The sequence below is a fragment of the Paenibacillus sp. GCM10028914 genome, from assembly GCF_042666275.1.
Taxonomy (GTDB): domain Bacteria; phylum Bacillota; class Bacilli; order Paenibacillales; family Paenibacillaceae; genus Paenibacillus_AQ.
Genome location: NZ_JBHTFO010000016.1, coordinates 284127 through 307737, shown reverse-complemented (window position 1 = coordinate 307737; position 23611 = coordinate 284127). Strand labels below are relative to the sequence as shown.

Here is a 23611-nt window from a genome sequence, read left to right as displayed (position 1 = left end):
CTGTTAAAGGAAAGGCAGTTCTCTTGTTATGATTGAGATATAATATCAACACTTCATGTTCTGTAAATGATTCAGTAGAGTCATACTAGTATGATTGAGACAGTTCTTCATTTACCTTCAGAATACATTCAGGAGACATTCAGACTTGATGTGTATTATTGTGTTAGTTGCGAGCATTTTGTTATGCTCAGTTGTAAATTAGAAACAGGAATTATTAAGGGGCGTATATAGGATGAATCATATAGAAGGTATAAAAATATTACTTGTGGATGATGAACCGAATATTTTGCAGTTTCTAGAACTCGGGCTACGCAATGAAGGGTTTATCGTCGAGTGTTCTTCTGATGGAATAAGTGCTGTTGAAATGGCCGACCGATTTTCCCCTCATGTTATCGTTCTAGACATCATGATGCCGGGGATCGATGGGATTGAGGTCTGCCGACAATTAAAGCAGAACGGAAACGAGGCCGCCATTATTATGCTTACAGCTAAAGATGAGGTGAACGACCGCGTCAGAGGTCTTACAACGGGTGCCGATGATTATATGATCAAACCTTTCAGCTTCGAGGAACTGCTAGCCCGGATTCAGGCCCGGCTGCGTAATCAATTCCCCCATCTTTTTGGAGAGATTACACTGGGACCTTTTCGAATTGATGACCGAAAAAAAGAAATTTCGTACTTCGGACAGCCTCTGGCGTTATCTCCAACGGAGTATGATCTGCTCAAGCTTCTCGTTACGAAACATGGGACTGTTCTGAGTAAAAGCAAAATTTTGAATATCGTCTGGGATTATGATTTCGGTGGTGAAGACAATATCGTGGAGGTATACATTCGTTCTCTGCGTGAAAAGCTTGGAGACCAGGAGCATGTGATCATTCGTACCCTTCGGGGGGCAGGATATCGGGTCGATCTGCCATGAGAAAGGCCATGACCTTACGATTTCGTAAATCGAGTTCATTAAGGGTTCAATTATTATCTCGTTCCCTATTCGTTCTTGCCTTACTTCTTGTTCTCATAGGCTTTCTGCAATATGTACTCATGAAAAATGCCGTGTACCGTAGTCAAGCAGACTCGATGATTGCTCAGCTTCGTTCACTTCCAAGAGACGCTTGGAATATCTCAGGTAATTTTCCTGAGATCCCCCGTTCAGGTCAAGGGAATATTAATCAGGAAAAAGAAGCGATCAACGGAAAAAGGCCTTTGTTCTTCTTTCCCGATACGTCACTTGCATTTATTGATGACAACGGCGATTTCAGCAATCTCCAAACCACGGCAGGATTAAGCCCGCCACAGCTGACAGCTGATACGTATCGTTCTCTTCTAAGTAGAATAAAAAACCGCGAGCCTGTGGAGTACCAGGTGGTCAAGGATTCGGAAGGCACCGAACAATTGGTTGTTTTCCTTCCTAACGGAAGTCCGAACCATCCGAATGGACTCCTGCAAATGGGTAAAAACACAGAGGCTTTACAAGATGTTATTATGATTCAACTCGCAACCTTTATCTTCCTAGCTTTACTGGCTATGGCAGGAGGTGTCTTGCTGTATCTGCCGATCTTACGAAAAACGTTAAATCCGCTAAACAACATGGTTGAAGCCCTCGAACGTACCGATGCGGGTAATCTTGCAGAACGCTTTCCCGCTCAGCAGGGTCAGGAGGAGATTGATCGCTTGGCCGAATCGTTTAACAGCATGCTGGAACGTCTCGATTCTTCATTTCAGGCAGAACGTGAATCCAAGGAACAAATGCGCCGCTTCATCGCAGATGCATCCCATGAGTTACGTACACCCCTGACTTCCATCCATGGTTTTCTGGAAGTGCTGCTACGGGGAGCAGCCAATCATCCGGAGCAACTGGAGGCAGCTTTGCGCAGTATGCACGGTGAATCGAAGCGGATGAAGAAATTGATCGAGGATCTTCTTCTCCTAGCCAAGCTGGACCGGGCTCCCGAGCTAAAATTGATGGACATTCAACTTGAGATGTTACTAAAAGAAATGCAGCCTCATCTGGAGATGTTGGCGGGTGAGCGCAAGTTGGCCTTTAATCTTGAGGAAGGCACCTCCTGTAAATGTGATCCGGACAAATTCAAGCAAGTGATTCTGAACCTGTTCCATAATGCCGTCCAGCACACGGACCCTGAGAAGGGGAGGATCGACATCAGCCTAAGCACCAGAGCGGGACAGGCGATTCTTACCGTCAAAGATAATGGACCTGGTATACCAGCGGATCATCTCCCCCATCTGTTTGAACGATTCTATCGCAGTGATACCTCTCGAAGCCGTAAATACGGAGGCTCTGGACTCGGCCTTTCGATTACACAATCCATTGTGGAAGCTCACGGCGGTACAATTGAGGTCGATAGCAAGCCTCACGAAGGCTCTACGTTTCGCGTGGCGGTTCCTTCGCTTTAACCATAAAGGACTGTCCTGAAGTCAGTAAAGGAACGAGAATCAATAAGCACTTCTAGCTCGTTACCCAAAGAAAGCCGCGCCTCTTATAAGAGGTGCGGCTTCTTTCAATGCTTATCCACGGCTATTATTTCGTAAGAATTATTGTTACTGCTCGACCGGAAACCATCCCGTCCGAATCATGATGAGTTGCCATAATGGGTCAGGGATAACCAATCGCTCCTGATCCTGCTTACTCAGCGTGGTCTTGATCTCAGACTCCCGGCCTTCAGCTACTTTGGATACCCAGTCAGGTTCCATGATCAGCTCACGGCCAAGCGCGACAAGCACTGCACCCGTCTGAAGCACCTCCACGGCCTCATCCGGTGTATGAACACCACCAACGCCAATGACCGGCACTCTATCCCGAACGGTATCAACGATCCACTCTAGACGGCTCTTGCTCTCGTCCGCTCCGACTCTTGGCTTCGATTTATAATCCATGAGAGAGACATGTAGATAATCAAGATCTTGATCTGCTAGTGTATCCACCAGCTTCAAAGAATCATCCATCGTAATGCCAGGGGTGGTCGCCTCTTCTGGGGAAAAGCGATAACCGACAATAAAGGGAGCACTAGCATGCTCTGCTACAACTCGCTTCACCTCATTCACCACGGCGAGTGGAAAGGTCATTCGCTTCTCGACACTACCTCCAAAGCGATCTTCCCGAGTATTGGATTGCGGAGAGAAGAACTGCTGAAATAGATATCCGTTAGCGCCATGTATTTCAACGCCATCGTATCCCGCTTCAATGGCTCTTCGGGTCGTTTCACCAAAATCACGGATAATGTTCAGGGTCTCAGATTCCGACAGACTGCGAGGCACGACGTCTGGATTTTCAACGGAAGCTACAGCACTCGCACTAACCACTTCACGATTTGGTACAAGCTCTGGGGGACAGGAACGGCCGCCATGGAAGATTTGCAGGACCGCTTTAGCGCCCTGACCTTGAATCGCTTCCGCCAGACGACGAAGGCTTGGAATCATCTCATCTGAGTCCGCTGCGAATTCGCCTGGGAATCCCTTGCCGTTCGCAGTAACATACGTGCATGCGGTAACAACCATGCCTACGCCACTTGATCTGCGGACATAGTATGCGATCTCCTCGTCGGATACGGTACCGTCCTCATTCGAAGCGTAATTCGTCATCGGTGCCATCACGATTCGGTTCTTAAGTTCAACCCCATTTTTAAGCTTCAATGTCTCAAAAAGGGCATGATTTTGCTCATTCATCTTGTAAACTCTCCCCTCGAAGTAATTCAGTCTTGTTCATGATTCTATAAAGCAACTTACCAATTTTTAATCAGACGGAACATTTTTCCTCTATAAACATAATTCAATACAGCACCGTCTTTTCCTTTGTTAACAACAATTTGGTACAATTACAACGAATAATCACGTTAATGTCTGAAGAAGGGACTTATCGATATGTTTAAAATATTTATCGTTGAGGATGACGAAAATCTAGTCAATCTGCTCAAAGAACATCTTCATAAATTCGGCTATATGACACAGTCCGTGAACGACTTTGAAACGGTACGCAGTCAATTTGAACAATATGATCCACAGCTTGTTCTACTCGACGTCAATCTTCCCAAATATGACGGTTATTACTGGTGCCGCCAATTCCGAAGCATCTCCACCTGTCCCATTGTGTTTATCTCTGCACGGGACGGAAAAATGGATCAGGTGATGGCCCTCGAAAACGGTGCCGATGATTATATTACTAAGCCCTTTGATTACGAAATCGCGATGGCCAAAATCAAAAGCCAGCTCCGGCGGGCATACGGTTCTTACGCCGCTGCAAATAATGAACGTACACTGACTATTGATGGGCTGACATTGGATGTTGAACGACTCACTCTATCAATCGGAAGCTCTCAGACCGACCTCAGCCATACCGAAGCTAAAATATTGGATGAACTCATGCAGAGATCCGGACAAGTGGTAAGCCGGGACCGATTACTCGAGAAAATATGGGATGACCAAGCTTTTGTCGATGACAATACACTCAATGTGTACGTCACTCGTGTACGCAAAAAACTCGCCCAGCTTGGCATTGAAGAAGGTGTTCAAACGATACGAGGACGCGGCTACCGCCTCCATCCAAATTGGAGTGAAGAAACATGAAACTTTTTTTACGTGAACAGCGTCCATTGATCTTTGTATACATCGCCCAGCTTCTCATCATTACGCTAATTTACTGGCTGGACGGATTCCGAAATATGGAGGTTAGCATCTATGCCTGCTTGATCAGCAGCTGTTTGCTAGTCGGTTATCTCATCTTCCGCTATATCGCCAACCGTTCATTTTATACCAGATTGGAGCATCCGCACGCCTCTGCTGAACCATTTCAGGGAGAATTCTCGGGTGATCCCTCCCAAACCCCGCTAGCCGAGGCGTTGCAGCAGGTGCTGCGGAGCCAGTTCCGGCATTACACCACCGACCTGCACAACTATAAACATAAGATCGAGGCTCATATCCAGTTTATCAATCAATGGGCTCACCAGATGAAGACCCCAATATCGGTTATTCATTTAATCTTGCAAAAAAAGGACGACCCGGACTCCACCGCGATAGGCGACGAGCTTGACCGTTTGAAAAAAGGGCTCGATCTCGTACTTCATACTGCCCGCCTAGATACGTTCGAACGTGATTTCTACGTCGAAACACTGCAGCTGGAGCACGTCGTAAGATCAGCCGCGTCGGAGCAGAAACGGCTCTTTATTCGTCGCAAGATCTTTCCTTCCATTCACGTGGAAGCAGGACTGACTGTAACATCGGACGAGAAATGGCTGTCTTTTGTCCTGTCCCAGCTCATTACAAATGCGGTCCGTTACACAACAGCAGAAAGTGGAAAGATATATTTTAAAGGATTCCGTCAGGATCAAGACATTATATTAGAGATTCGGGATGAGGGGATTGGTATTCCGAGAAGTGACCTGCCGCGTGTATTTGATCCCTATTTTACGGGAGAGAACGGGAGACGGTATCAAGAATCAACAGGGATGGGTTTATATCTGGTGAAACAAATTTGCAGCAAGCTTGGTCATGATCTGTCGATTGAATCCACTGTTGGTGTGGGAACGACCGTAAGCATCCGATTTCACGGTGTATGAACCTTACAGAGTTGTAAGGTAACTGTAAGTTATCACCATAGCAGCAGCATGATGAACTGACCTACAATAAAGATACCAGGCAAGGAGTGTGAGCAAGGTTGGCAATTCTAGAGGTCCATCATCTAAGCAAAATTTACGAAGGCCGGGTAGCGCATCAGGCATTGAATAATATTCATTTTTCAGCTGAGCGGGGTGAATTTGTTGGTATCATGGGACCGTCTGGCAGCGGAAAAACAACACTGCTTAACCTGATCGCAACCATTGATCAGCCGACAGCCGGTGAAGTCAGCATTAATGGGCGCAATCCGCATCTTCTGGATCGTAAGGAAGCCGCTCTGTTTCGCCGCCGTGAACTGGGATTTGTATTCCAGCACTTCAATCTGCTCGACACACTGACGGTAGAGGAGAACATCGTACTCCCTCTTACCCTCGATGGAGAGCCCTTGCGTGAAATGGACAGAAAGCTGAGTGAGATCGCTGATAAACTCGGAATCCGGTCCATTTTAAATAAACGCACTTATGAAATTTCCGGTGGACAAATGCAGCGAACTGCTATCGCACGGGCACTTATTCAGCAGCCGTCCCTCATTCTCGCGGATGAGCCGACAGGCAATCTGGATTCTAAGGCTTCCAAGGATGTTATGCAGGCATTGTCTGGTATGAGCAAAGACGCTTCGGCCACCGTTCTGATGGTGACGCATGATCCTGTAGCTGCGAGTTATTGTGATCGTGTCTTGTTCATTAAGGATGGCCAGCTATATAATGAAATTTATTGTGGAGAAAACCGTCAGGCTTTTTTCCAGAAGATTATCGATATGCTCGCCCTGCTCGGAGGAGGAACCCATGACCTTTCGGCAATTCGTTTTTAGGAACGTTGTCAGAAACAAGCGCACCTATGCCGCCTACTTCCTGAGCAGCTCCTTTTCGGTCATGATTTTTTTTGTGTGCGCGTTGTTCATCTTTAATCCGGAGATCAGAGATGAGATGTTCTACCCTGTGGTGTTGCAAGCCATGGTGGCTGCTGAGCTGATCATGTACGTATTCTCATTCTTTTTCGTGTTCTACTCAGTAAGCTCATTTCTCAAGACACGTAAACGTGAATTTGGTGTACTGTTTATGCATGGGATGACACAGGGCCAGTTCAATAAAATGGTCTTTCTTGAAAATATGATTATAGGCATAGGCTCCATCGTGACTGGAATGACGTCAGGAATGATTACCGGCAAGCTGTTTCTCATGGCGGGATCGGTGTTTCTAGATATCCCACCACTGCCCTTTCACCTGTCGCTTCAAGCGATTGGATTAACGGCCCTTGGTTACATGCTGCTGTTCATCCTGATCTCTCTCTTTACATCGTTGATGCTTCGACCTGATACATTAATTGAATTGTTCCAGTCCGGCCTAAAACCCAAACCTGCTGCAAAAATCTCACCACTTCTTTCATTGCTGGCAGCAGCGCTTTTGGCGATCAGTTATACGTTGGCCGCAACAACGACAGCAGCATCCTTAATGTATCGCATGTTTCCAGTAACGCTGATGACCATCATCGGCACTTACTTACTATATACACAGCTCAGTATTTTTCTGATTCGGTTGATGAAACGTCGCAAATTTTTCACTTGGAGCCGAACGCGGTTAATTTCACTTTCGAGTCTTGATTACCGATTAAAAGATAATGCACAAATGTTATTTATGGTGACAACCGTACTTGCTGTTTCCTTCTGTTCCGTCGGCGTGTTCGCTTCCATACCTGTGCTGACCAAACAGTTTAATGAGGATTATCCCGCTGCCATCGGTTATATGTCCAAAGAAGGAGATCTGTTAGAGCAGCAACACTTGGAAGAAATCCGGACAGAGTTAAAAGAAAGGTCGATTCCGTTTGAATCACTGTCATTACCGGTTAAATATGTTAGCGTTGAATCCTCATCGATCAAAGATCCACCGGAGCAGTTGCCGCTGCTGTCATTCTCCGATTACCGGAGAGCCGCAGTCATGGCAGGGTTTCCTTTTGATGAACAACCATTAACCGGAAATGATGCACTGGTACTCGTCAATTCACAAAATAACCGAACTCATATAAGAGAGCGTGCACAAGCGACTTACACACTTCACGACTCTGAAGATGAGGTTACTGAAATTGGCTATACTCGTTATGTGGCGATTCCGGAATATTTACTCCCAGAACTCGATGAAGACTCGTTATTCGGTGGTCTTGTTGTCAGCGACTCTCGGTTCAAGCAAATTTCCGCACCGCTGAGAACGGATCATTATACAGGCTTCTATGTTGAAGATTTCCGGCAGACGGAGGAAATTGCATCCCATATCACGACCAGAGGAGTTGTCCGTTATGATATGGACGAGCCTTATGCCCTAACGGTTAGTGGAACTCTGTTTTCCTTAAGAAGCAGTTTATATAGTATGATGTTATTCGCAGCCTTACTCGTAGGAACTGTATTCTTTATTGCGGCTGGAAGCTTTCTATATTTCCGGTTATACGCAGATTTGGATTATGACTTCCGTTTCTACGCTACGGTATCCAGAATCGGACTGACAGATCGGGAATTCAGCCGAATTGTCACTGGACAGCTGGCCCTTCTGTTTTTCGTGCCGATCGGTACCGCGATTCTTCATAGCATCTTTGCTTTTATTGCTCTTCAGAGCTACTTCTTCCTATCTATTGCCACAGAGATGGTCGTGGTGCTTATAGGCTTTCTCATCGCTCAGGTTCTCTATTTCCTGTTCATCCGAAGCCAGTACCTGCGAAAACTTAAGAAGGCACTGATCTAAGCATTTAGCAAAATGTTAATCTATTAAACAGGGTTATTCCTAATCATGTTAATGTAATGAATTATTAATGAATTGAAAGAGGTGTACGTATTGCAAAACTGGATTACAGATTTTATGGAGCAATTCGGGTACTTAGGTATTTTTCTAATGATCGCATTGGAGAATGTATTTCCTCCTATCCCTTCTGAAGTAATTTTGACCTTTGGCGGATTCATGACAACCTATACGGAACTTACCGTTCCTGGTGTTATTCTGGCAGCTACTATCGGTTCCGTCGTCGGAGCTGTTATACTTTACGGTATCGGTTTGCTGCTTGATGTGGAAAGACTAGAGAAGATTATTGATCGCTGGGGCCATATTCTCCGAGTTAAAAAAGCGGATATCCATAGAGCTGATTCGTGGTTTGACAAGTACGGTTACTGGACTGTGTTCTTCTGCCGTATGATTCCCTTAATCCGGAGTCTAATTTCCATTCCTGCGGGGATGTCCAATATGAAATTCGGCATGTTCTTGTTGTTTACAACACTCGGAACGCTCATTTGGAATGTACTGCTCGTCGTGCTCGGCTCTATTCTTGGCGAGTCTTGGGAAGACATCGTGGCCTTTATGGATGTATACTCTAATATAGCTTATGCTATTATTGCCGTTGCAGCTGTTGTGCTCATCGTTCTCTTTATCCGTAAGCGGAAAAAATCAGCATAATTTAACTAAGACTGAACTAATTAATTGAAATAAGGGAGAGATTCGCGTTTATGGATTTTATTCTGTTTATTAAAGCCATTATTCTCGGAATGGTGGAGGGCTTGACCGAATTCGCTCCTGTATCCTCTACAGGCCATATGATCATCGTTGATGATATGTGGCTGCAGTCCGAAGAGTTTTTAACCAAATATGTAGCTAATACTTTTAAAGTCGTCATTCAGCTAGGATCTATCCTCGCCGTTCTTGTCGTGTTCAAGGACCGCTTCCTTGATCTACTGAATATAAAGCGCAAGAAACCGGAGCAAGGCACTCCTGCCGGAACTGGACGTTTGAAACTGACCCAGGTTATCGTCGGATTAATTCCTGCAGGTGTGCTTGGCGTATTGTTCGAGGATTACATCGATGAGCACCTGTTCTCCATTGAAACGGTATTGATCGGTCTTGTCCTCGGTGCGATCTTCATGATCATTGCAGACAAGTTTAGTAAAAAAGAACCTCGTATTGTGACAGTTGACCAGATGACATACAAGCAAGCCTTCAGCGTTGGTCTAATCCAGTGCTTGTCCCTATGGCCAGGCTTCTCCCGCTCCGGATCGACGATCTCAGGCGGTGTTATGCTAGGCATGAGCCACCGTGCTGCTGCAGACTTCACTTTCATCATGGCTGTACCGATTATGTTCGGAGCAAGCCTCTTGTCACTGGTGAAAAACATGGAGTACTTCACGATGAGTGCTCTGCCGTTCTTTATCGCTGGATTTATCAGCGCATTCGTATTCGCTCTAGTCTCGATTCGCTTCTTCCTGAAGCTGATCAACAAAATCAAGCTCGTACCGTTTGCGATTTATCGTATCGTTCTGGCGGCTGTTATTTATCTTGTTTGGTTTTAATGCTTGGTATCAAGCTAAAAAGGACGTTCTCAAAGGCAACTGTTGGCCTAGAGAGCGTCCTTTTGTTGTTATTGGTGAGAGACGCTACGCATACGAAACATTCTTCCGATTGCTGTTGTCCTCGAATTTCCTTTATATTAATTTCTACAATGTAGAAATTCGAGGACAAAGGCAAGCGCTGTCGCTTCTCCAGAATTTTTTCGTCTGCTCCGCTACTACGAGCTGATCCATCGTGTTAACATGAAAAAGCGGATCGTTCACCTAAAAAGCTTTCTTTCAGAAAGCTTCAACGGATTTACAGCCCCTTTTCTCGAACCGGCCTCAAAGGCATAATAAATCCCTCTCTACTTATCATCCCTACTCCGCTCAAACTTGTCATATCTCCCATCCTCACGCTTCACGATCAGTACCCTATCATCCTCATTCGTAGAATAGATCTCTTCACCGATTTCCAAGATGTTGGATGAAAAATTTCCTTTTCCTAATACTTCTGGATCTACTTTTTTTTGTACCTCGCCTATTTTTTCACCTGCAGTGAATTCGTTATGAGTGGCATCGCCTTGCCAGAAATATTCATGATCGTTAACAATCAAGATGCCAGGATACGTAGCTTTCGAGCTGGAATTACACCCCGTAAGAACAGTGGCTCCAAGTAGTGTGACTAGAGCAAGCAAGAACATCTTTCGAAACATAAATGCTCCCCCTTTTCCTATAAGACGTATTTAGAGCGTTTAAAGTTGCCTGTCATATATAGTGAAGAACGACTGAAATCAAATGATGCATTATACTGCCATAAAAAGGAGCATCTTAAAGCGTCTGCTTCAAAGATGCTCCTCACGGATTATGTTCAGATTTATCCTAGTTTCACCGGTTTGCCTGTACGAGCAGAATCATAAGCTGCTAGCCCTACTCGAGCAGAGCGATAGCCATCCTCACCTGATACTTCAACAGGAGTGCCTTGTACAATACTGCTCACAAAGCTGTTAACTAGCTCTGTATCCATATCGTCTCCCCAATAGCTCCAGTTGGCTTTCAGATCTGCATCACTATACAGATCATTTTTCTGGGCGAAAGCATCGATGAAGAGCGTACCCTTAGTTCCGATAATCTCCAAAGTGACATCCCCCCATGTTGGGAAACTGCGGGACCTTGACCAACTCGGATCGAGCACGGCAAACACACCGTTTGCAAACTTCACATGCACCATACCTGCGTCATCGATGTCTACGTCATGGAACAATGTTTCAGCATGGGCGTATACTTCTTCAGCCACACTTCCGGTAAACCAGTGCATCAAGTCCATAACATGGACGGTATGATCGAGAACCGCGCCTCCACCAGAATGCTCCTTCTCCAAAAACCATCCGCCAGGCATCGTACCTCGATTCGTCCCTTTCATAGCTACAATATCTCCAATCTCCCCTGCATCCACAGCCTGCTTAGCCTGACGAACAGCTGTCAGATAACGACATGGGAAAGCGGTCATCAACTGAACACCATGTTCTCTGCATACCTGAATCATATGAAGCATTTCCTCTTCTGATAAACCAAGCGGCTTCTCGCACAATACATGCTTACCAGCTTCAGCTGCTTTAATGGTGATCTCTGCATGTCTGGCATTTTCTGAGCAGATCACAACAGCATCCATATCCTGTGCAAGCAGCTCATTATAATCTGCATAGTACGGAATCCCTTTACCTGTACTGAATGGAGCTACGCGTTCGGCATTTTCATCAGCGATCCCAACGACTTCTACATCACTTCGCCCGAGCATTGCGTGAAGATAACTAGCGGCATGCATATGAGCAAAACTGATAAATCCTACTTTCATCTTCTTCATGACGTTATCCCTCCCAGGCGAACGGGTTGTCCTGTTTTGGCTGAATGCTCGCAGGCAAGTGCAATTTCAATAGCATGACATGCGTCCGTCGCGCTGACAATCGGCTCGCTGCCATCACGAATACATTGGATAAAATGTTGGAGTTCATCATAATAAGGATCATGTAGTGTTGGACTGGACGGTACCTGAACAGCTTCATTTCGATGGCTATTATCGAACACCTTTTTCACATCCAACGACTGAACCTGATTACTGTCAAAACGAATGATCCCTTCATTACCGGATATTTCGAACTGGGTCGTAAATGGTCCCGGATATCCCCAGAATCCAGTCAAGTTGGCAATGGCCCCACTGCTGAATTTCATCGTTACCTGAGCGTACTCCATCTCGGATAAGGAGGGCTCCGTGATAGAAGCATACACAGACTCCACATCACCGAACAGCCAGCATGCGAAATCGATGTCATGAATCATCAGGTCCATAATGACCCCTCCGCTCTTAGCTCGATCATGATACCAATGATCGATACCTTGAGGATAAGATCCGTAGCGCTTGAAATGCGCCATTTTGGCCTCCCCGAGTTTACCTGCTCGCACCTGCTCATAGGCATTCCGATAACTTGGAAAAAAGCGAACGACGTGGCCGATGAACAACCGAACGCCATGGCTCAGGCATACCGCTTCCATTTCCTGAGCATCCTCAAGGGTCAAGGCTGCGGGCTTTTCACAAATCACATGCAATCCGCGTTCAGCAAGCTTCAGCACAAACGTTTTATGTAAGTACGTCGGCACACATACAGCCACTGTCTCTGGCCGCTCCTTCTCTAGCATGTCTTCCCAATCCGTATATGAATTAGCACCGCTTGCTGTTGCTGCCTGATCGGCACGCTCCTGTATTAGATCAGCAACTCCAGATACTTGAACTCCTGGCATTTTCCCGAGGTTGTAAGCATATGTCATGCCCATAACTCCGCAGCCGATAATAGCGATATTCATGGAAGCGCCTCCATTCTATTGGTTATTTAGTGGTTTGATCCGTCATCGCCCATTTAACAGCACCAATGATTCCAGCTCGGTTGCCAAGCTCAGCCTTAGCAAGACGTATTGGCAGAACACACATCTCTTCGAGCTTCTCATTCAGCTCTTTACTCCATAACGGGTAACCGTCTGAGACTCCACCGCCTAGTATAATAACTTCTGGATCATAGCCTTGCTGAACCGAAATCAAACCTCTAGCTAAATCAGATAAATAAACATTCATCGCCTCTGTTGCTTCTTTATTCCCTTCTTCATAAGCCTGTACCAAGTACCGGCTACTCCACTCTGGATCTACTGACTTTGCAATCCGGCTTAACGCCGTACCGGAACACTTCGTTTCCCAGCAGCCAGTTTGTCCGCAAGTACAAGCCACACCATCTTTATCTACAATAAGATGACCGATTTCTGCAAATCCACCACGAAGACCTGGCAAGACACTTCCTTCGTAAACGAATGCTCCGCCGATACCAGTACCTAATGCGACAAGCATAAAGGAATGAACATCTTTTCCAGAGCCGAGCCACGCCTCACCCCAAGCTGCGGCATTTACATCATTCTCTACTGACACACGATAAGGAAACTGCTTCTCAATCTCCTTCTTGATTTCCGTTCCGGTCCATCCCGGCATATTATCTGTAGCATAAACAATGCTACCTGTTGCCCGGTCTACACGGCCAGCAGTGCCAATCCCGATCCCGCATATCTCTGACCCCTCAGCCGACTGTTCAAGTGACCGGATCAGGCCCATTGCCGCCTCCATAATTCGATCTCTGCCTTCCAAAGCAGGCGTTTTTACAGCGAGCGGTTCTGTCATATTGCCGCTTGAATCAACCAATGCTCCTTTGATTTCGGTTCCACCAATATCTAGTCCAATCCAACGTTTCATCTGTAACCCTCACATTCTTCAAGTAAAGTATAATCGCGAGTATATCGACCAATCCTACCCTAAATATTCTATTCATACCCATGAATAACCTCCCTAAGAGGTCTTATTTAAAATCAATAATAAGGTTGCTCACAAGTAATCTTCCTACTAAAAAAGCCTCTCTCCGTAGCTGAACTACGAAGAGAGGCCTATTCGATTTTCTTGTGAAACTATAGTTGTGCGAGATTATTTCACAGCACCTTGCGTAATCCCATTAATAATCCACTTCTGGGCAAACAGATAGATGATAATCATCGGGAGCATTGCCATCAGATAAGAGGCAAAAGCGAGGTTAAATTCTGTATTAAACTGTCCTTGGAAAATATACTGCACCAGCGGCAGTGTATAAGAATCCGTATCACTAATAATGATCAGTGGCAACAAGAAGTCGTTATACGTTGAAAGACAGATCAGAATACCTACCGTCGCATTGATCGGTGCCATCAGCGGAAATATAATTCTCCAGAATGTACCCCATGTGGATGTCCCGTCTACGGTAGCCGCTTCCTCCAGCGCAACTGGAATGGATTTAATGTACCCTACGTAGACGAACACATTAAACGCCAAAGCGTACACCGTATGCAAGATCGTTAGCCCTACTAGATTCGTCATATTCAGGCCAGCTGTCAGTTTAACGAGCGGCAGCATGATGATCGGAAACGGAATGAACATAGCACTAATGAAATAAAAGTACAAACTCTTGAAGTATTTTCGGTTCATATTACGCGCAATCGCATATGCGACAAGCGAATTCGTTAACAGGGTTAAGATAACGGTTGCCGTAGTCACCATAACGCTATTGCCAAGCGCATTGAAGAAGTTCGTCATTTCAATCGCCCGGGTAAAGTTGTCAAAATTCAGCTCAGTCGGTAGACCGAATACGGAAGTCAGCATATCCTCAGGTGACTTCAGGGCAATCGTAACCGTCATATATAAAGGAAACAAGACCAGGATGGTACCCAGCGTAATTAGAATCATAACCGGCCAATTCGTTCTCGTCCGCATTTACATATCCCCCTCTCTCTTCTGAAGGAACTTAATCTGCAACATGGAGATAACTGCAATAACGATGAAATAAATGACCGAGTTTGCGGATTGATAGGCAAACTCTCCTCCTTCAAATCCACCGGTATAAATCAGGTGAGAAATCGACTGTGTGGCGCGCCCTGGCCCCCCATTCGTTAATGCAACGATCTGATCAAACACCATGAGCGAGTTTTTCATCGCTAGTACCATGTTGATCGTAAAGAACGGTGCGATGAGCGGAAACGTGATTTTCCAAAATTCCTGCCACCGATTAGCACCATCCAGATTTGAAGCCTCATATAGATTATTTGGAATCGTCTGCAGTCCGGCAAGGTACAGAATCGTGTTGTAGGCGATCCCCTGCCATACCGCCACGATGACGATACCGATCCAGGCAAGCTCCTCGTTACCAAGAATATTGGTGGATAACCAGCTAATACCGAGGTTTTCACCCCAAATCGTGAATACATTCGAGAATAAATAGTTGAATATGTAACCAACAATCAGCACACTCAGAATATTGGGCAGAAAGTATACTCCCCGGAAGAAATTACGCGCTTTGATCTTGGAATTAAGTCCAATGGCTATCAAAAGACTGAATATATTGATCAATATGGTAACGACAATTGCAAATTTAAACGTAAACCAGTAGGCATTACCTACGTTGTTATCCTTGAACAGATTGACGTAGTTTTTGAAGCCTATAAAGTCATAACTGTTGCCAAACCCGTTCCAGTTCGTGAAGGAATAATACACGCCTTGGATCGCGGGCAATGTCAGAAATATAAAGAACAGCACAACCGCCGGTATGGTCATGAGGTAAAAAGCTGTGAGGCGTTTGTTCATGTGGGATCCTCCTAAAAGTTTTCGAAGCATATACTTCGTTGTGTTTACTTCGCAGAAAACTCACTTCGGAAGCGTTACTTAGTTTTCGAAGCGTATGCTTCGTTGTGTCTACTCCGCAGAAAACTCACTTCGAAAGCGTTACTAAGTTTTATGAAGGATAACCTTCATTGATTTACTTCGCAATAAAACTAACTTCGGAAGCATTTGCTAAGTTTTATGGAGCCTATTTTCCGAAAGCGTTACCAAGTTTATTGAAGCATGGTTACTCTTCTATCGTCGATCCGCTACTTTATCCCACTCTTCATCGAGTGTCTTCAAATAATGATCCACGTCGCGCTTCTGCAGAAATGACTGTACAACAGAGTTCAGCTGTACCGCTGCGGGAATATAATGGTCTGCAAAATCAACCACTTCCCCTTGCTCCAGATAGGGCTGCAACTCCGCTACTGCAGGGTCCTCTTGCTTAACCCCTTCGATAGTTGAGAACAATGTCTGTTCATCAATATATTGTTTGCTGTTCTCCGGCTCTAGCAGGAATGTAATAAACTCCTTCGCTTCTTCCTTGTACTTCGTATCTTTTGAAATTGCTAGCAGGGTATCTACACCTGAAACTAGCTTATTCTGTTCCGGATCGTTGCCTGTTGGTATAGGAAAAAAACCCATCTCCATATCAGGATTCGCTTTACGGATCTCTGGAATGGCCCAGGTTCCCTGTATATACATCGCGGATTCCCCGCGAGCGAAAGCACGGTTCCCATCTGCGTAGCTTTTTCCGAAATTATCGCCATGACCATACTCCAGCAGCTCCAGTTGCTTCTCTGCAATCTCCTGATACTTGTCCGCAAACGTCACTTTACCTTCCCGGCGATCCATATAGAATTCAATTCCACCTAGATTGGAGGCAAGCGCGTTAAACGCAAGCACGGTCTGCCAGTCATCTTTATATGTAAAATAGAAAGGGATCTTCCCTGCATCCTTCACTTTTTGTGCAGTAGAGAGCAGCTGATCCCAACTCTTGGGGATCGAAAGTCCAAGCTCTTTAAACATTTCCTTGTTATACATTATGCCATTGGCATTCGTAGCAAACGGTACTCCTATGACCTCATCCATTCCCGCTACCTCTTTCAGCATCTGCACATAATTCGAATCCACATGTTCCAGTAGCGGACTATCTGTCATGTCCAAGAAAATTCCACTTTGGGCAAGCAAGGAATATGTATCTGTCGCCCCCATCCCGATGATGTCAGGAATATCATTCTTAACAACCCGGGTTTTTAATACGGTTTCTGCATCTGGCGGATTTACCTGAATGACGTGAATGCGTGACTGTGAGGCGTTAAACTTATCAATCAAAGCATCGAACGAAGCTTTAGCCTCAGGTTTATTCTGAAAAAACTCAATTTGTACCCTTCCTGAATCCTCGCTTCTTCCCCCGCAGGCAGAGAGCATGGATAACATCAGCAAGCATGCCACAACCACTTTCATTTTTCTCATTTTCGGTCCTCCTATTTATGACTTAGAATGTCGGTCGAGTAAGAATACCGTTAAGTAGGAAATACCCGATTCGCTTGCTTGGTAAACGCATGGCTTTTGTAGACTCTACAACCCCACCTATAATCTTCCATTTCATATTCCCAAATCTTTCAAATTTAGCTATTGTATATAGGTAACCTTTTGCCAACCAGTCATAAGGTAATCTATAAGGATCAGGTGATCATTTGAAAGTTCTACATATGAAAGATTTAGAGAAATACTCAGAGAACATGACCGTATTCCCAGCATTCAGCCTGGAAGTCTCTCAGCACGAAGTAGTAGCCCTCTATTCCAGCATGAATGTGAGAAGTACTCTTTTACATATGTTTATTGGAAAAATCCCCGTATCGCGTGGCGAGTTATCTATTGATGGCATTACATTGTCTGGAAATCGTATGGAGTATCTAAATAAACTGGGGATATCCTTTCTTGATGACGGGCTGTATGAGCGTCTGACGGTGAAAGACTACCTTATTTTCGCTCACAAGCTGAGCCAATCCCCTTGGCCGATAAATGAAGTGCTTAGAACAGTTCAGCTTGAGATGAAAAGTAATGTACGCATTCATAAACTGACTCAATCTGAAAAGAGAAGAGTTCATTTCGCGCGCCTGCTTATGATGAACCCTGCTTTATACGTGTTCGAAGAACCCGTCCAAAATGTAGATAACGAAACCAAAACCGTATTTTCGCGGGTTGTTGCTACTGTATCCGAGCAAGGCAAGAGCGTGCTTATTCTCACTGGCAACATGGAAACGGCACTAAGTGTAACGAACGAGGTATATCGATTGGACGAGAAAGGTCTGCATCGCTATGAAATTGTGGATGAGACTGAGGAGAAAGAGATGCCTGAGCCTCTGTCCTCCCCTGAGAACCAGACGATGAATTCGGAGCTAGATAAAGAAGCCGGATCAGGAGCAATCACAGACTCCATATCTGAGCCATCTTCTTCTGTTCAGGAGGATGAACCTGCAGACATATTCGTGCAGCCTGTTCGTCTTGAGAAAATCCCAACAAAGATGAACGATAAGATGATTTTATTCGATCCGCCAGAGATCGATTATATCGAGAGCAGTAATGGTCAATCGAATATTTATGTTAAAGGTGACGCTTACCCATGTGTGTTCAAAATCAATGAACTGGAGGAACGACTTCAGCCATTCGGCTTCTTCCGTTGCCACCGTTCTTACATCGTCAATCTGCAAAAAGTCAGAGAAGTGATCACATATACGCGTAACAGCTTCAGCCTTGTCCTAGACGATCAGGCCAAGTCGTCGGTTCCATTATCCAAGGCCAAGATGGCAGAGTTAAAGGAGATGCTTGGCCTAAAAGCATGATCCATTCATCTCCTCATATGCTCCATTCGCGGAGAAAACCGCACCACTGCAGCATTGTTTATGCTCCACTCGTACCTCGCCACGCTCCATTCACCCCTTGGGATACTCCTTTCGGCTGGATTATAATGCGGTCATTTTCGGAAGGACGTAACATAAGGGTAACGAAAACAAAGAATGAACAAATGGAGGTACGGCAGTGGAAAATATTATCGAGGTTACATCATTAGGAAAAACCTTTTCCGATCATCACGCTTTAAAAGACGTTTCCTTTCATGTACGGAAGGGTGAAGTTTTTGGTTTTCTCGGACCAAGCGGCTCCGGTAAAACAACTACCATTAAAATATTAACAGCACAATTAAACCAAACGATCGGTGACGCTTACGTATTCGGTGTGCCGGCTTACCGGCTTAAAGAAGAAGTCTACCGCAAAAAAATCGGAGTCATCACGGACAATAGTGCACTCTACGGACGATTAACTATTTACGATAACCTGAAGTTTTACTGTGATCTGTTCGGCGTTCCGCATAAGCGGATTAACGAGGTGCTCGAAATGGTGAACTTGGCTTCGGAACAAAAAAAGATCGTATCCAAGTTATCCAAAGGAATGCTGCAGCGTGTCACGTTGGCACGGGCCTTCCTCCATGAGCCAGAGCTGCTGTTTCTGGATGAACCAACCTCTGCACTAGATCCTGTTAACACGAAACATATCTACGCAGGACTCGCGAAGCTTAAAGCAAAAGGAACGACGATTTTTTTGACTACTCACGATATGAATGAAGCGGAGACGTTATGCGACCGAATTGCCTTTTTACATAACGGATCGATTCAGCAGCTGGATACACCGAAAAACCTGCGGACAAAATTCGGAAGCGCCACGATTACCGTCGAGTTGACCGATGGAAGCAAGGTTACTGTTAAACGGGGACCTGAAGGAGCGGAGAAACTGTTCCAGTATATGAATGAAGATCGTGTAGCGTCCATTTATTCGAATGATCCTACGCTTGGAGACATATTTGTAGAAATTACCGGGAGGGAACTCGCATGACATTTTCAATGAAAAGATCACTCGCTATACTACAGAAGGATTATAAAGATGTTTCTAAAAATATGTATGTTTGCTTCACACTGTTTCTTCCACTGGTGATGGCCGCGCTCTACGGTCGAATGGGTGTACAATCGATCGATGCTATATATATGGTGTTTAATATCTCTTTCACACTCGTTGCAACTTATGTGCAGAGTGCCTTGATTGCTGAAGAAAAGGAAAAAAACACACTGCGTGGACTGATGCTCTCCCCTGCCAGCCCGCTCGAAATTATTAGTGGTAAAAGCCTGCTCAGCCTGATCGCCACATTAATCATTCTGTTCGCCTCTGCATTCCTCATCGAGTATCAGCCCGGAAATATGGTTGCTGTTGGACTAGCGCTCTTATTCTCTAGTATTTTCTACATTGGTATGGGTACACTGCTTGGTCTCGTCACTAAATCAGCTATGGAAGCATCGGTTGCCGTTATGCCTATCGTCGTTGTCTTCAGTTTTGGTTCATTTATCACACCATTTATTGAGCAGTATCCTATCCTTAAGATTGCGGAATATATGCCGAATCTTCAGCTCATAGAGCTAGCAAACAAGGTGCAAGCTGGGGCAACCTTTATGGGTGTGATGTCTAACTTGGGAATTATCCTTCTGTGGGCCCTTATCGTTCATGTATTCGTTGTTATTGTTTACAAGAAACGCATGCTCGACGAATAGAAAATATACGCAAATAAAAGCAGGCCGGGTTCTCCGGCCTGCTTTTATTGTTAAAATTATATTATAAGTCCTGTTTTAACGGATGATAAAACTACTCAACCCATTTTTTGTAAAGAGAGTCGAATTTACCTTGCAGCTCCATCTCATCCATCCACATTTCCAGGTAGCTTGCATATTCGAAGTCACCACGAGGAATCATGTAACCTTTTTCACTGTTTGTGAAAGGCTTGTCTGTCAGAGCAGCGTACAGTCTGGAGTCAGCTTTAGCATAAGTCATCGCTTCAACTGTATCTGTAATCATAACATCATACGTACCATCAGCAACGAGATGAGGAATGTCCAGGTTGTTAGGAACAACCGTTACGTTTGCATTTGTCAGGTGTTGACGCACGAATACTTCGTTCGTACCACCTGGGTTAACACCGATGCGAACAGATGGTTTGTTGATATCTTCAACGCTAGTGTATTTATCTTTATCCTCTGCACGGATCAAAGGAGCTTTACCAAAGGAGAAATAACCTTGGGATACATAAGCTGTTTTTTGTCTTGCTGTGTTACGAGTTACACCGCCAACAGCGATATCGAACTTGTCAGCTTGCAAATCCTTCATCATAGTAGACCATGTTGTGTTTACGAAACGCACTTCTACGCCCAGATCTTTACCAAGTTCATTAGCTGCGTCTACGTCAAAACCTTCATACTCGTTTGTTTCTGGGTTCAAATATGTAAACGGTTTGTAGTCTCCGGTCATACCTACCCGAATGTAGCCTCTATCGATAATTTCATCAAGCTGAGAAATAGCTTTCTTTTGTTGTCCTGGTGCCAGCTCGGAAGCTGATTTAGCGGATACTGCTGGTGTAGTTAACAGTTCATTTGCTGTAAATCCTGTTCCTACCAAGGATAAGGTTACTACCCCGGCTAGTAATACTTTTTTCCAATTCTTAAACATGTGTTGTTTCCTCCGTTTTCTTCTTGTTGTTTTGTTTTTTTACTGCTTAAAGATGGTTGATACAACCTGCCCTCCAAGCTTGACTACGGTGTTGCTCTATTAATCTACTGCTGCTTTCTCAAGCCTTTTCTTACAGGCATCACCCCTTTCAAGTCTGTAGACAGGCTTGAGAGTCGCAGGCAGTATATTCATTAAACCTTAAACTTGGAAAGCTCTTTACGAAGTTCTCCGACAACGGATTCCAGCTGCTCTACCGAAGATGAAATTTCACTGATTGACCCGATTTGCTCTTCGGCAGCCTCGGCCGCTTTACTAGCATCATTCGAAGTCAGACTTGCAATAGACTTCATTTCTTCTACCGATGCACTTACCTGTTCCGAGCCTGCTGACATTTCTTCCGAAGCGGCAGACACTTCAAGAATGTGCTCTGCAACATTGCGTGAAGCATGAAGAATGTTAGCAAACTTCTCGCGCACATCTTCGATCAGCGTGATGCCTTCCTGAACATCTTTACGGCTCACATCCATCACTTGAACAGCATTTAGCGTATCCTCACGGATCTCCGAAATGAGACGAGCGATTTGATCCGTAGATTCCTCCGATTGCCCGGCTAGCTTCTTAACCTCTTCGGCTACGACAGCAAATCCGCGTCCATGTTCACCCGCTCTAGCTGCTTCAATCGATGCATTCAGAGACAATAAACGAATTCTTGAAGTAATCTCTGTAATAAAGCTCAAAATTTCCTCAATTTCATGGGAGCGTTCATTCAGACGTTCTATAGCCGTACCTACCTTGGTCGTACCTTCTCCAATGTTACCGATCTGGATAACAGCCTGTTCAACTACAGCCGCACCCGTCTCAGCTTGACCCGCTGCTTCCTGGGCAGCTTCTGAAACCATTGAGGAGGTTTCGGCAATTTTCACAACACCGCTTGCCATATCACTCATCGACATCGCAATTTCTTCTGAGCTGGATGCATGAGTATTCGCTCCATCAGCAATTTGGCGAATGGAGGAGCCAATTACATTAACACTTTTCTTCGCGGAATCGATGCCGCTGGAGACAACTTTAGTTACGTGAATAACCTGGTTTGAAGAATCGGTTACTCCCTCAATCAGGTGTTTCAAGTGAGCTACCGTTTGGTTAAAGTCAGACGATAATACAGCCACTTCGTCTTTTCCATGAACTTGTATCGTCTTTGTCAAATCTCCCTGAGCTACTTCCTTCACAGCCGAATTCAGCTTCTGGATTGGACGAACTAGACGAACAGTGAACAGGTAAGCTATTACGATAGCCACTAACAAAGCAATGATCGAAATGATGACAAGCGTTTTGGTCAGCTCATCGATTGGAGCATGCAGCTCTTTCGTAGGAGCCGTTACAAACACACCCCAGTTATAAGTTGACGGCGCGTACGCACCCGAATATTCTTTATTGTTCTTGGTATAACTCAGCACACCCGATTTGCCATGAACAGCTTGATCATAAGCGGCAATGACTGGCTTAATGTTTTGATCTTGAACGGTTTTTTGCAGTACCAATTCCTTCTCAGGATGCCACATAAATGTACCTGTTTTGCTTAGCAAAAACGCATAGCCCGTCTTACCGAAAGTTTGAGTGGATACACTCTTTTGAACTTCGTTAATTGGGAGTGTAGATCCCATGTAACCATACTGTTTGCCGTCTTTCATCAGCGGAAGAATCATCGTAACGATATTATTACCGGTCCGTTTGGATACCACAGGTTCAGAAACTACGATCTTCCCTTCTCCCTTACCAGACTCCTGATAATGGACACGGTCAGATACATCGGTTGTTTCTCCGAGAAAGTTAATTACGTTCTTGCCTGTCAGATCATACGAGAAGAAGAAGGTTTCATATTCCTCATTGAGCTCTTGCGCCTTCTGAATCAATTTCAAGTCTTCTTCTTTATTTCCCGAGATCAGTTTACCGATAGACTCCACTTTCGCGATTTTAGTATCAATGAATTCATTGATATTCATCGCCAAGTTTTCCGCACTCATCAAAGCCTCTTTATCAATGCTTTCTTTCAACAGGCTGGAAGCACTGTTGTAACTTACGAAGGAGACAGATTCCAGACTGAGCAACAAAAGCAGAACAATCATAAAAATAAATTTTTGCTTAAGACCTTTAAGCATCGTAATAAACCCTCCCCAATATAGTTCCGGGGCCCTATCCGGTCATTTGTCCACTTTTTTGCGCAATCTCTTTTTTTTGTAACGGGACAAGGATCTCCATCCAAAATTGGCATATTCAGCAAAATGTGTGGGATAAATTGGGCGGTAAGACTCCACTTTTGTTTTTATCGGCAGCTTTGATCGACTATTTCAGTAAAAAATTGCACTTTTTCAAAAAAACTATAAAGTGCGACGATTTGATAGCGCATACAAAATAAGTCTATAATCCCA

21 protein-coding genes are annotated in these 23611 nt (G+C 44.9%); 11 read left to right on the top strand and 10 right to left on the bottom strand.

The annotated features are described in order from the left end of the window. Window positions 1–232 precede the first annotated feature (232 nt). Together ACFQV5_RS17065 and ACFQV5_RS17060 are read left to right on the top strand one after the other, a co-directional pair. Window positions 233–919 (top strand): response regulator transcription factor, encoded by a 687-nt coding sequence (locus ACFQV5_RS17065; protein WP_379248557.1) that lies wholly within the window; start codon window positions 233–235, stop codon window positions 917–919. A gap of 8 nt (window positions 920–927) precedes the next feature. Beyond that, the gene (locus ACFQV5_RS17060) at window positions 928–2409 is read left to right on the top strand and encodes a sensor histidine kinase (RefSeq protein ID WP_379248556.1); all 1482 of its coding nucleotides are present in this window, start codon (window positions 928–930) and stop codon (window positions 2407–2409) included. Window positions 2410–2553: 144 nt separating this feature from the next. Here ACFQV5_RS17060 and ACFQV5_RS17055 read toward each other — a convergent pair whose 3' ends face one another. After that, window positions 2554–3678 (bottom strand): NADH-dependent flavin oxidoreductase, encoded by a 1125-nt coding sequence (locus ACFQV5_RS17055; protein ID WP_379248555.1) that lies wholly within the window; start codon window positions 3676–3678, stop codon window positions 2554–2556. Between the two features lie 195 nt (window positions 3679–3873). On the opposite strand from ACFQV5_RS17055, the gene ACFQV5_RS17050 reads away from it, so the two are divergent. From ACFQV5_RS17050 to ACFQV5_RS17025, 6 genes are all read left to right on the top strand, one after another. Next, on the top strand, window positions 3874–4575 hold the full coding sequence (locus ACFQV5_RS17050) for a response regulator transcription factor (protein WP_379248554.1): 702 nt from the start codon (window positions 3874–3876) through the stop codon (window positions 4573–4575). Next, on the top strand, window positions 4572–5564 hold the full coding sequence (locus ACFQV5_RS17045; protein ID WP_379248553.1) for a HAMP domain-containing histidine kinase: 993 nt from the start codon (window positions 4572–4574) through the stop codon (window positions 5562–5564). The genes ACFQV5_RS17050 and ACFQV5_RS17045 overlap by 4 nt, the downstream gene beginning before the upstream one ends. Window positions 5565–5662: 98 nt before the next feature. Further along, the gene (locus ACFQV5_RS17040; protein ID WP_379248552.1) at window positions 5663–6433 is read left to right on the top strand and encodes an ABC transporter ATP-binding protein; all 771 of its coding nucleotides are present in this window, start codon (window positions 5663–5665) and stop codon (window positions 6431–6433) included. Next, window positions 6408–8351: an FtsX-like permease family protein gene (locus tag ACFQV5_RS17035; protein WP_379248551.1), complete on the top strand. Its 1944-nt coding sequence runs from the start codon at window positions 6408–6410 to the stop codon at window positions 8349–8351. Before ACFQV5_RS17040 ends, ACFQV5_RS17035 begins: the two co-directional genes overlap by 26 nt. Before the next feature lie 90 nt (window positions 8352–8441). Beyond that, window positions 8442–9053, top strand: coding sequence for a DedA family protein (locus ACFQV5_RS17030; RefSeq protein ID WP_379248550.1), 612 nt, complete (start codon window positions 8442–8444; stop codon window positions 9051–9053). Window positions 9054–9103: 50 nt separating this feature from the next. Next, window positions 9104–9940 carry an undecaprenyl-diphosphate phosphatase gene (locus tag ACFQV5_RS17025; RefSeq protein ID WP_379248549.1) on the top strand — a complete coding sequence of 279 codons (837 nt, stop codon included), beginning with the start codon at window positions 9104–9106 and terminating at the stop codon, window positions 9938–9940. A gap of 344 nt (window positions 9941–10284) precedes the next feature. Here the strand turns inward: ACFQV5_RS17025 and ACFQV5_RS17020 are convergent, their stop codons facing one another. The 7 genes from ACFQV5_RS17020 to ACFQV5_RS16990 form a co-directional block, all read right to left on the bottom strand. Continuing rightward, a complete protein-coding gene (locus tag ACFQV5_RS17020; RefSeq protein ID WP_379248548.1) occupies window positions 10285–10632 on the bottom strand; it encodes a hypothetical protein in 348 nt (115 codons plus the stop codon). A 161-nt stretch (window positions 10633–10793) separates the two neighbouring features. Next, window positions 10794–11780 (bottom strand): Gfo/Idh/MocA family protein, encoded by a 987-nt coding sequence (locus ACFQV5_RS17015; protein WP_379248547.1) that lies wholly within the window; start codon window positions 11778–11780, stop codon window positions 10794–10796. Beyond that, a complete protein-coding gene (locus ACFQV5_RS17010) occupies window positions 11777–12775 on the bottom strand; it encodes a Gfo/Idh/MocA family protein (RefSeq protein WP_379248546.1) in 999 nt (332 codons plus the stop codon). The genes ACFQV5_RS17015 and ACFQV5_RS17010 overlap by 4 nt, the downstream gene beginning before the upstream one ends. Window positions 12776–12797: 22 nt before the next feature. Next, the gene (locus tag ACFQV5_RS17005) at window positions 12798–13703 is read right to left on the bottom strand and encodes an ROK family protein (protein WP_379248545.1); all 906 of its coding nucleotides are present in this window, start codon (window positions 13701–13703) and stop codon (window positions 12798–12800) included. Between the two features lie 225 nt (window positions 13704–13928). Then, window positions 13929–14747 carry a carbohydrate ABC transporter permease gene (locus ACFQV5_RS17000; protein WP_379248544.1) on the bottom strand — a complete coding sequence of 273 codons (819 nt, stop codon included), beginning with the start codon at window positions 14745–14747 and terminating at the stop codon, window positions 13929–13931. Continuing rightward, window positions 14748–15614 carry a carbohydrate ABC transporter permease gene (locus tag ACFQV5_RS16995; RefSeq protein WP_379248543.1) on the bottom strand — a complete coding sequence of 289 codons (867 nt, stop codon included), beginning with the start codon at window positions 15612–15614 and terminating at the stop codon, window positions 14748–14750. Window positions 15615–15884: 270 nt separating this feature from the next. Then, a complete protein-coding gene (locus tag ACFQV5_RS16990) occupies window positions 15885–17108 on the bottom strand; it encodes an ABC transporter substrate-binding protein (protein WP_379248542.1) in 1224 nt (407 codons plus the stop codon). A 239-nt stretch (window positions 17109–17347) separates the two neighbouring features. Here ACFQV5_RS16990 and ACFQV5_RS16985 point away from each other — a divergent pair, with 239 nt between their 5' ends. The 3 genes from ACFQV5_RS16985 to ACFQV5_RS16975 all read left to right on the top strand — a co-directional run bounded on the left by ACFQV5_RS16985 (window position 17348) and on the right by ACFQV5_RS16975 (window position 20233). Next, window positions 17348–18481, top strand: coding sequence for a LytTR family transcriptional regulator DNA-binding domain-containing protein (locus tag ACFQV5_RS16985; protein WP_379248541.1), 1134 nt, complete (start codon window positions 17348–17350; stop codon window positions 18479–18481). A 196-nt stretch (window positions 18482–18677) separates the two neighbouring features. After that, window positions 18678–19526: an ABC transporter ATP-binding protein gene (locus ACFQV5_RS16980; RefSeq protein WP_379248540.1), complete on the top strand. Its 849-nt coding sequence runs from the start codon at window positions 18678–18680 to the stop codon at window positions 19524–19526. Continuing rightward, window positions 19523–20233 (top strand): ABC transporter permease, encoded by a 711-nt coding sequence (locus ACFQV5_RS16975; RefSeq protein ID WP_379248539.1) that lies wholly within the window; start codon window positions 19523–19525, stop codon window positions 20231–20233. The genes ACFQV5_RS16980 and ACFQV5_RS16975 overlap by 4 nt, the downstream gene beginning before the upstream one ends. Before the next feature lie 91 nt (window positions 20234–20324). On the opposite strand, the gene ACFQV5_RS16970 is transcribed toward ACFQV5_RS16975, so the two are convergent. Beyond that, window positions 20325–21182, bottom strand: a complete 858-nt coding sequence (locus ACFQV5_RS16970) for a transporter substrate-binding domain-containing protein (protein WP_379248538.1) — start codon at window positions 21180–21182, stop codon at window positions 20325–20327. Window positions 21183–21373: 191 nt separating this feature from the next. Further along, window positions 21374–23341, bottom strand: coding sequence for a methyl-accepting chemotaxis protein (locus tag ACFQV5_RS16965; RefSeq protein ID WP_379248537.1), 1968 nt, complete (start codon window positions 23339–23341; stop codon window positions 21374–21376). Window positions 23342–23611 lie beyond the last annotated feature (270 nt).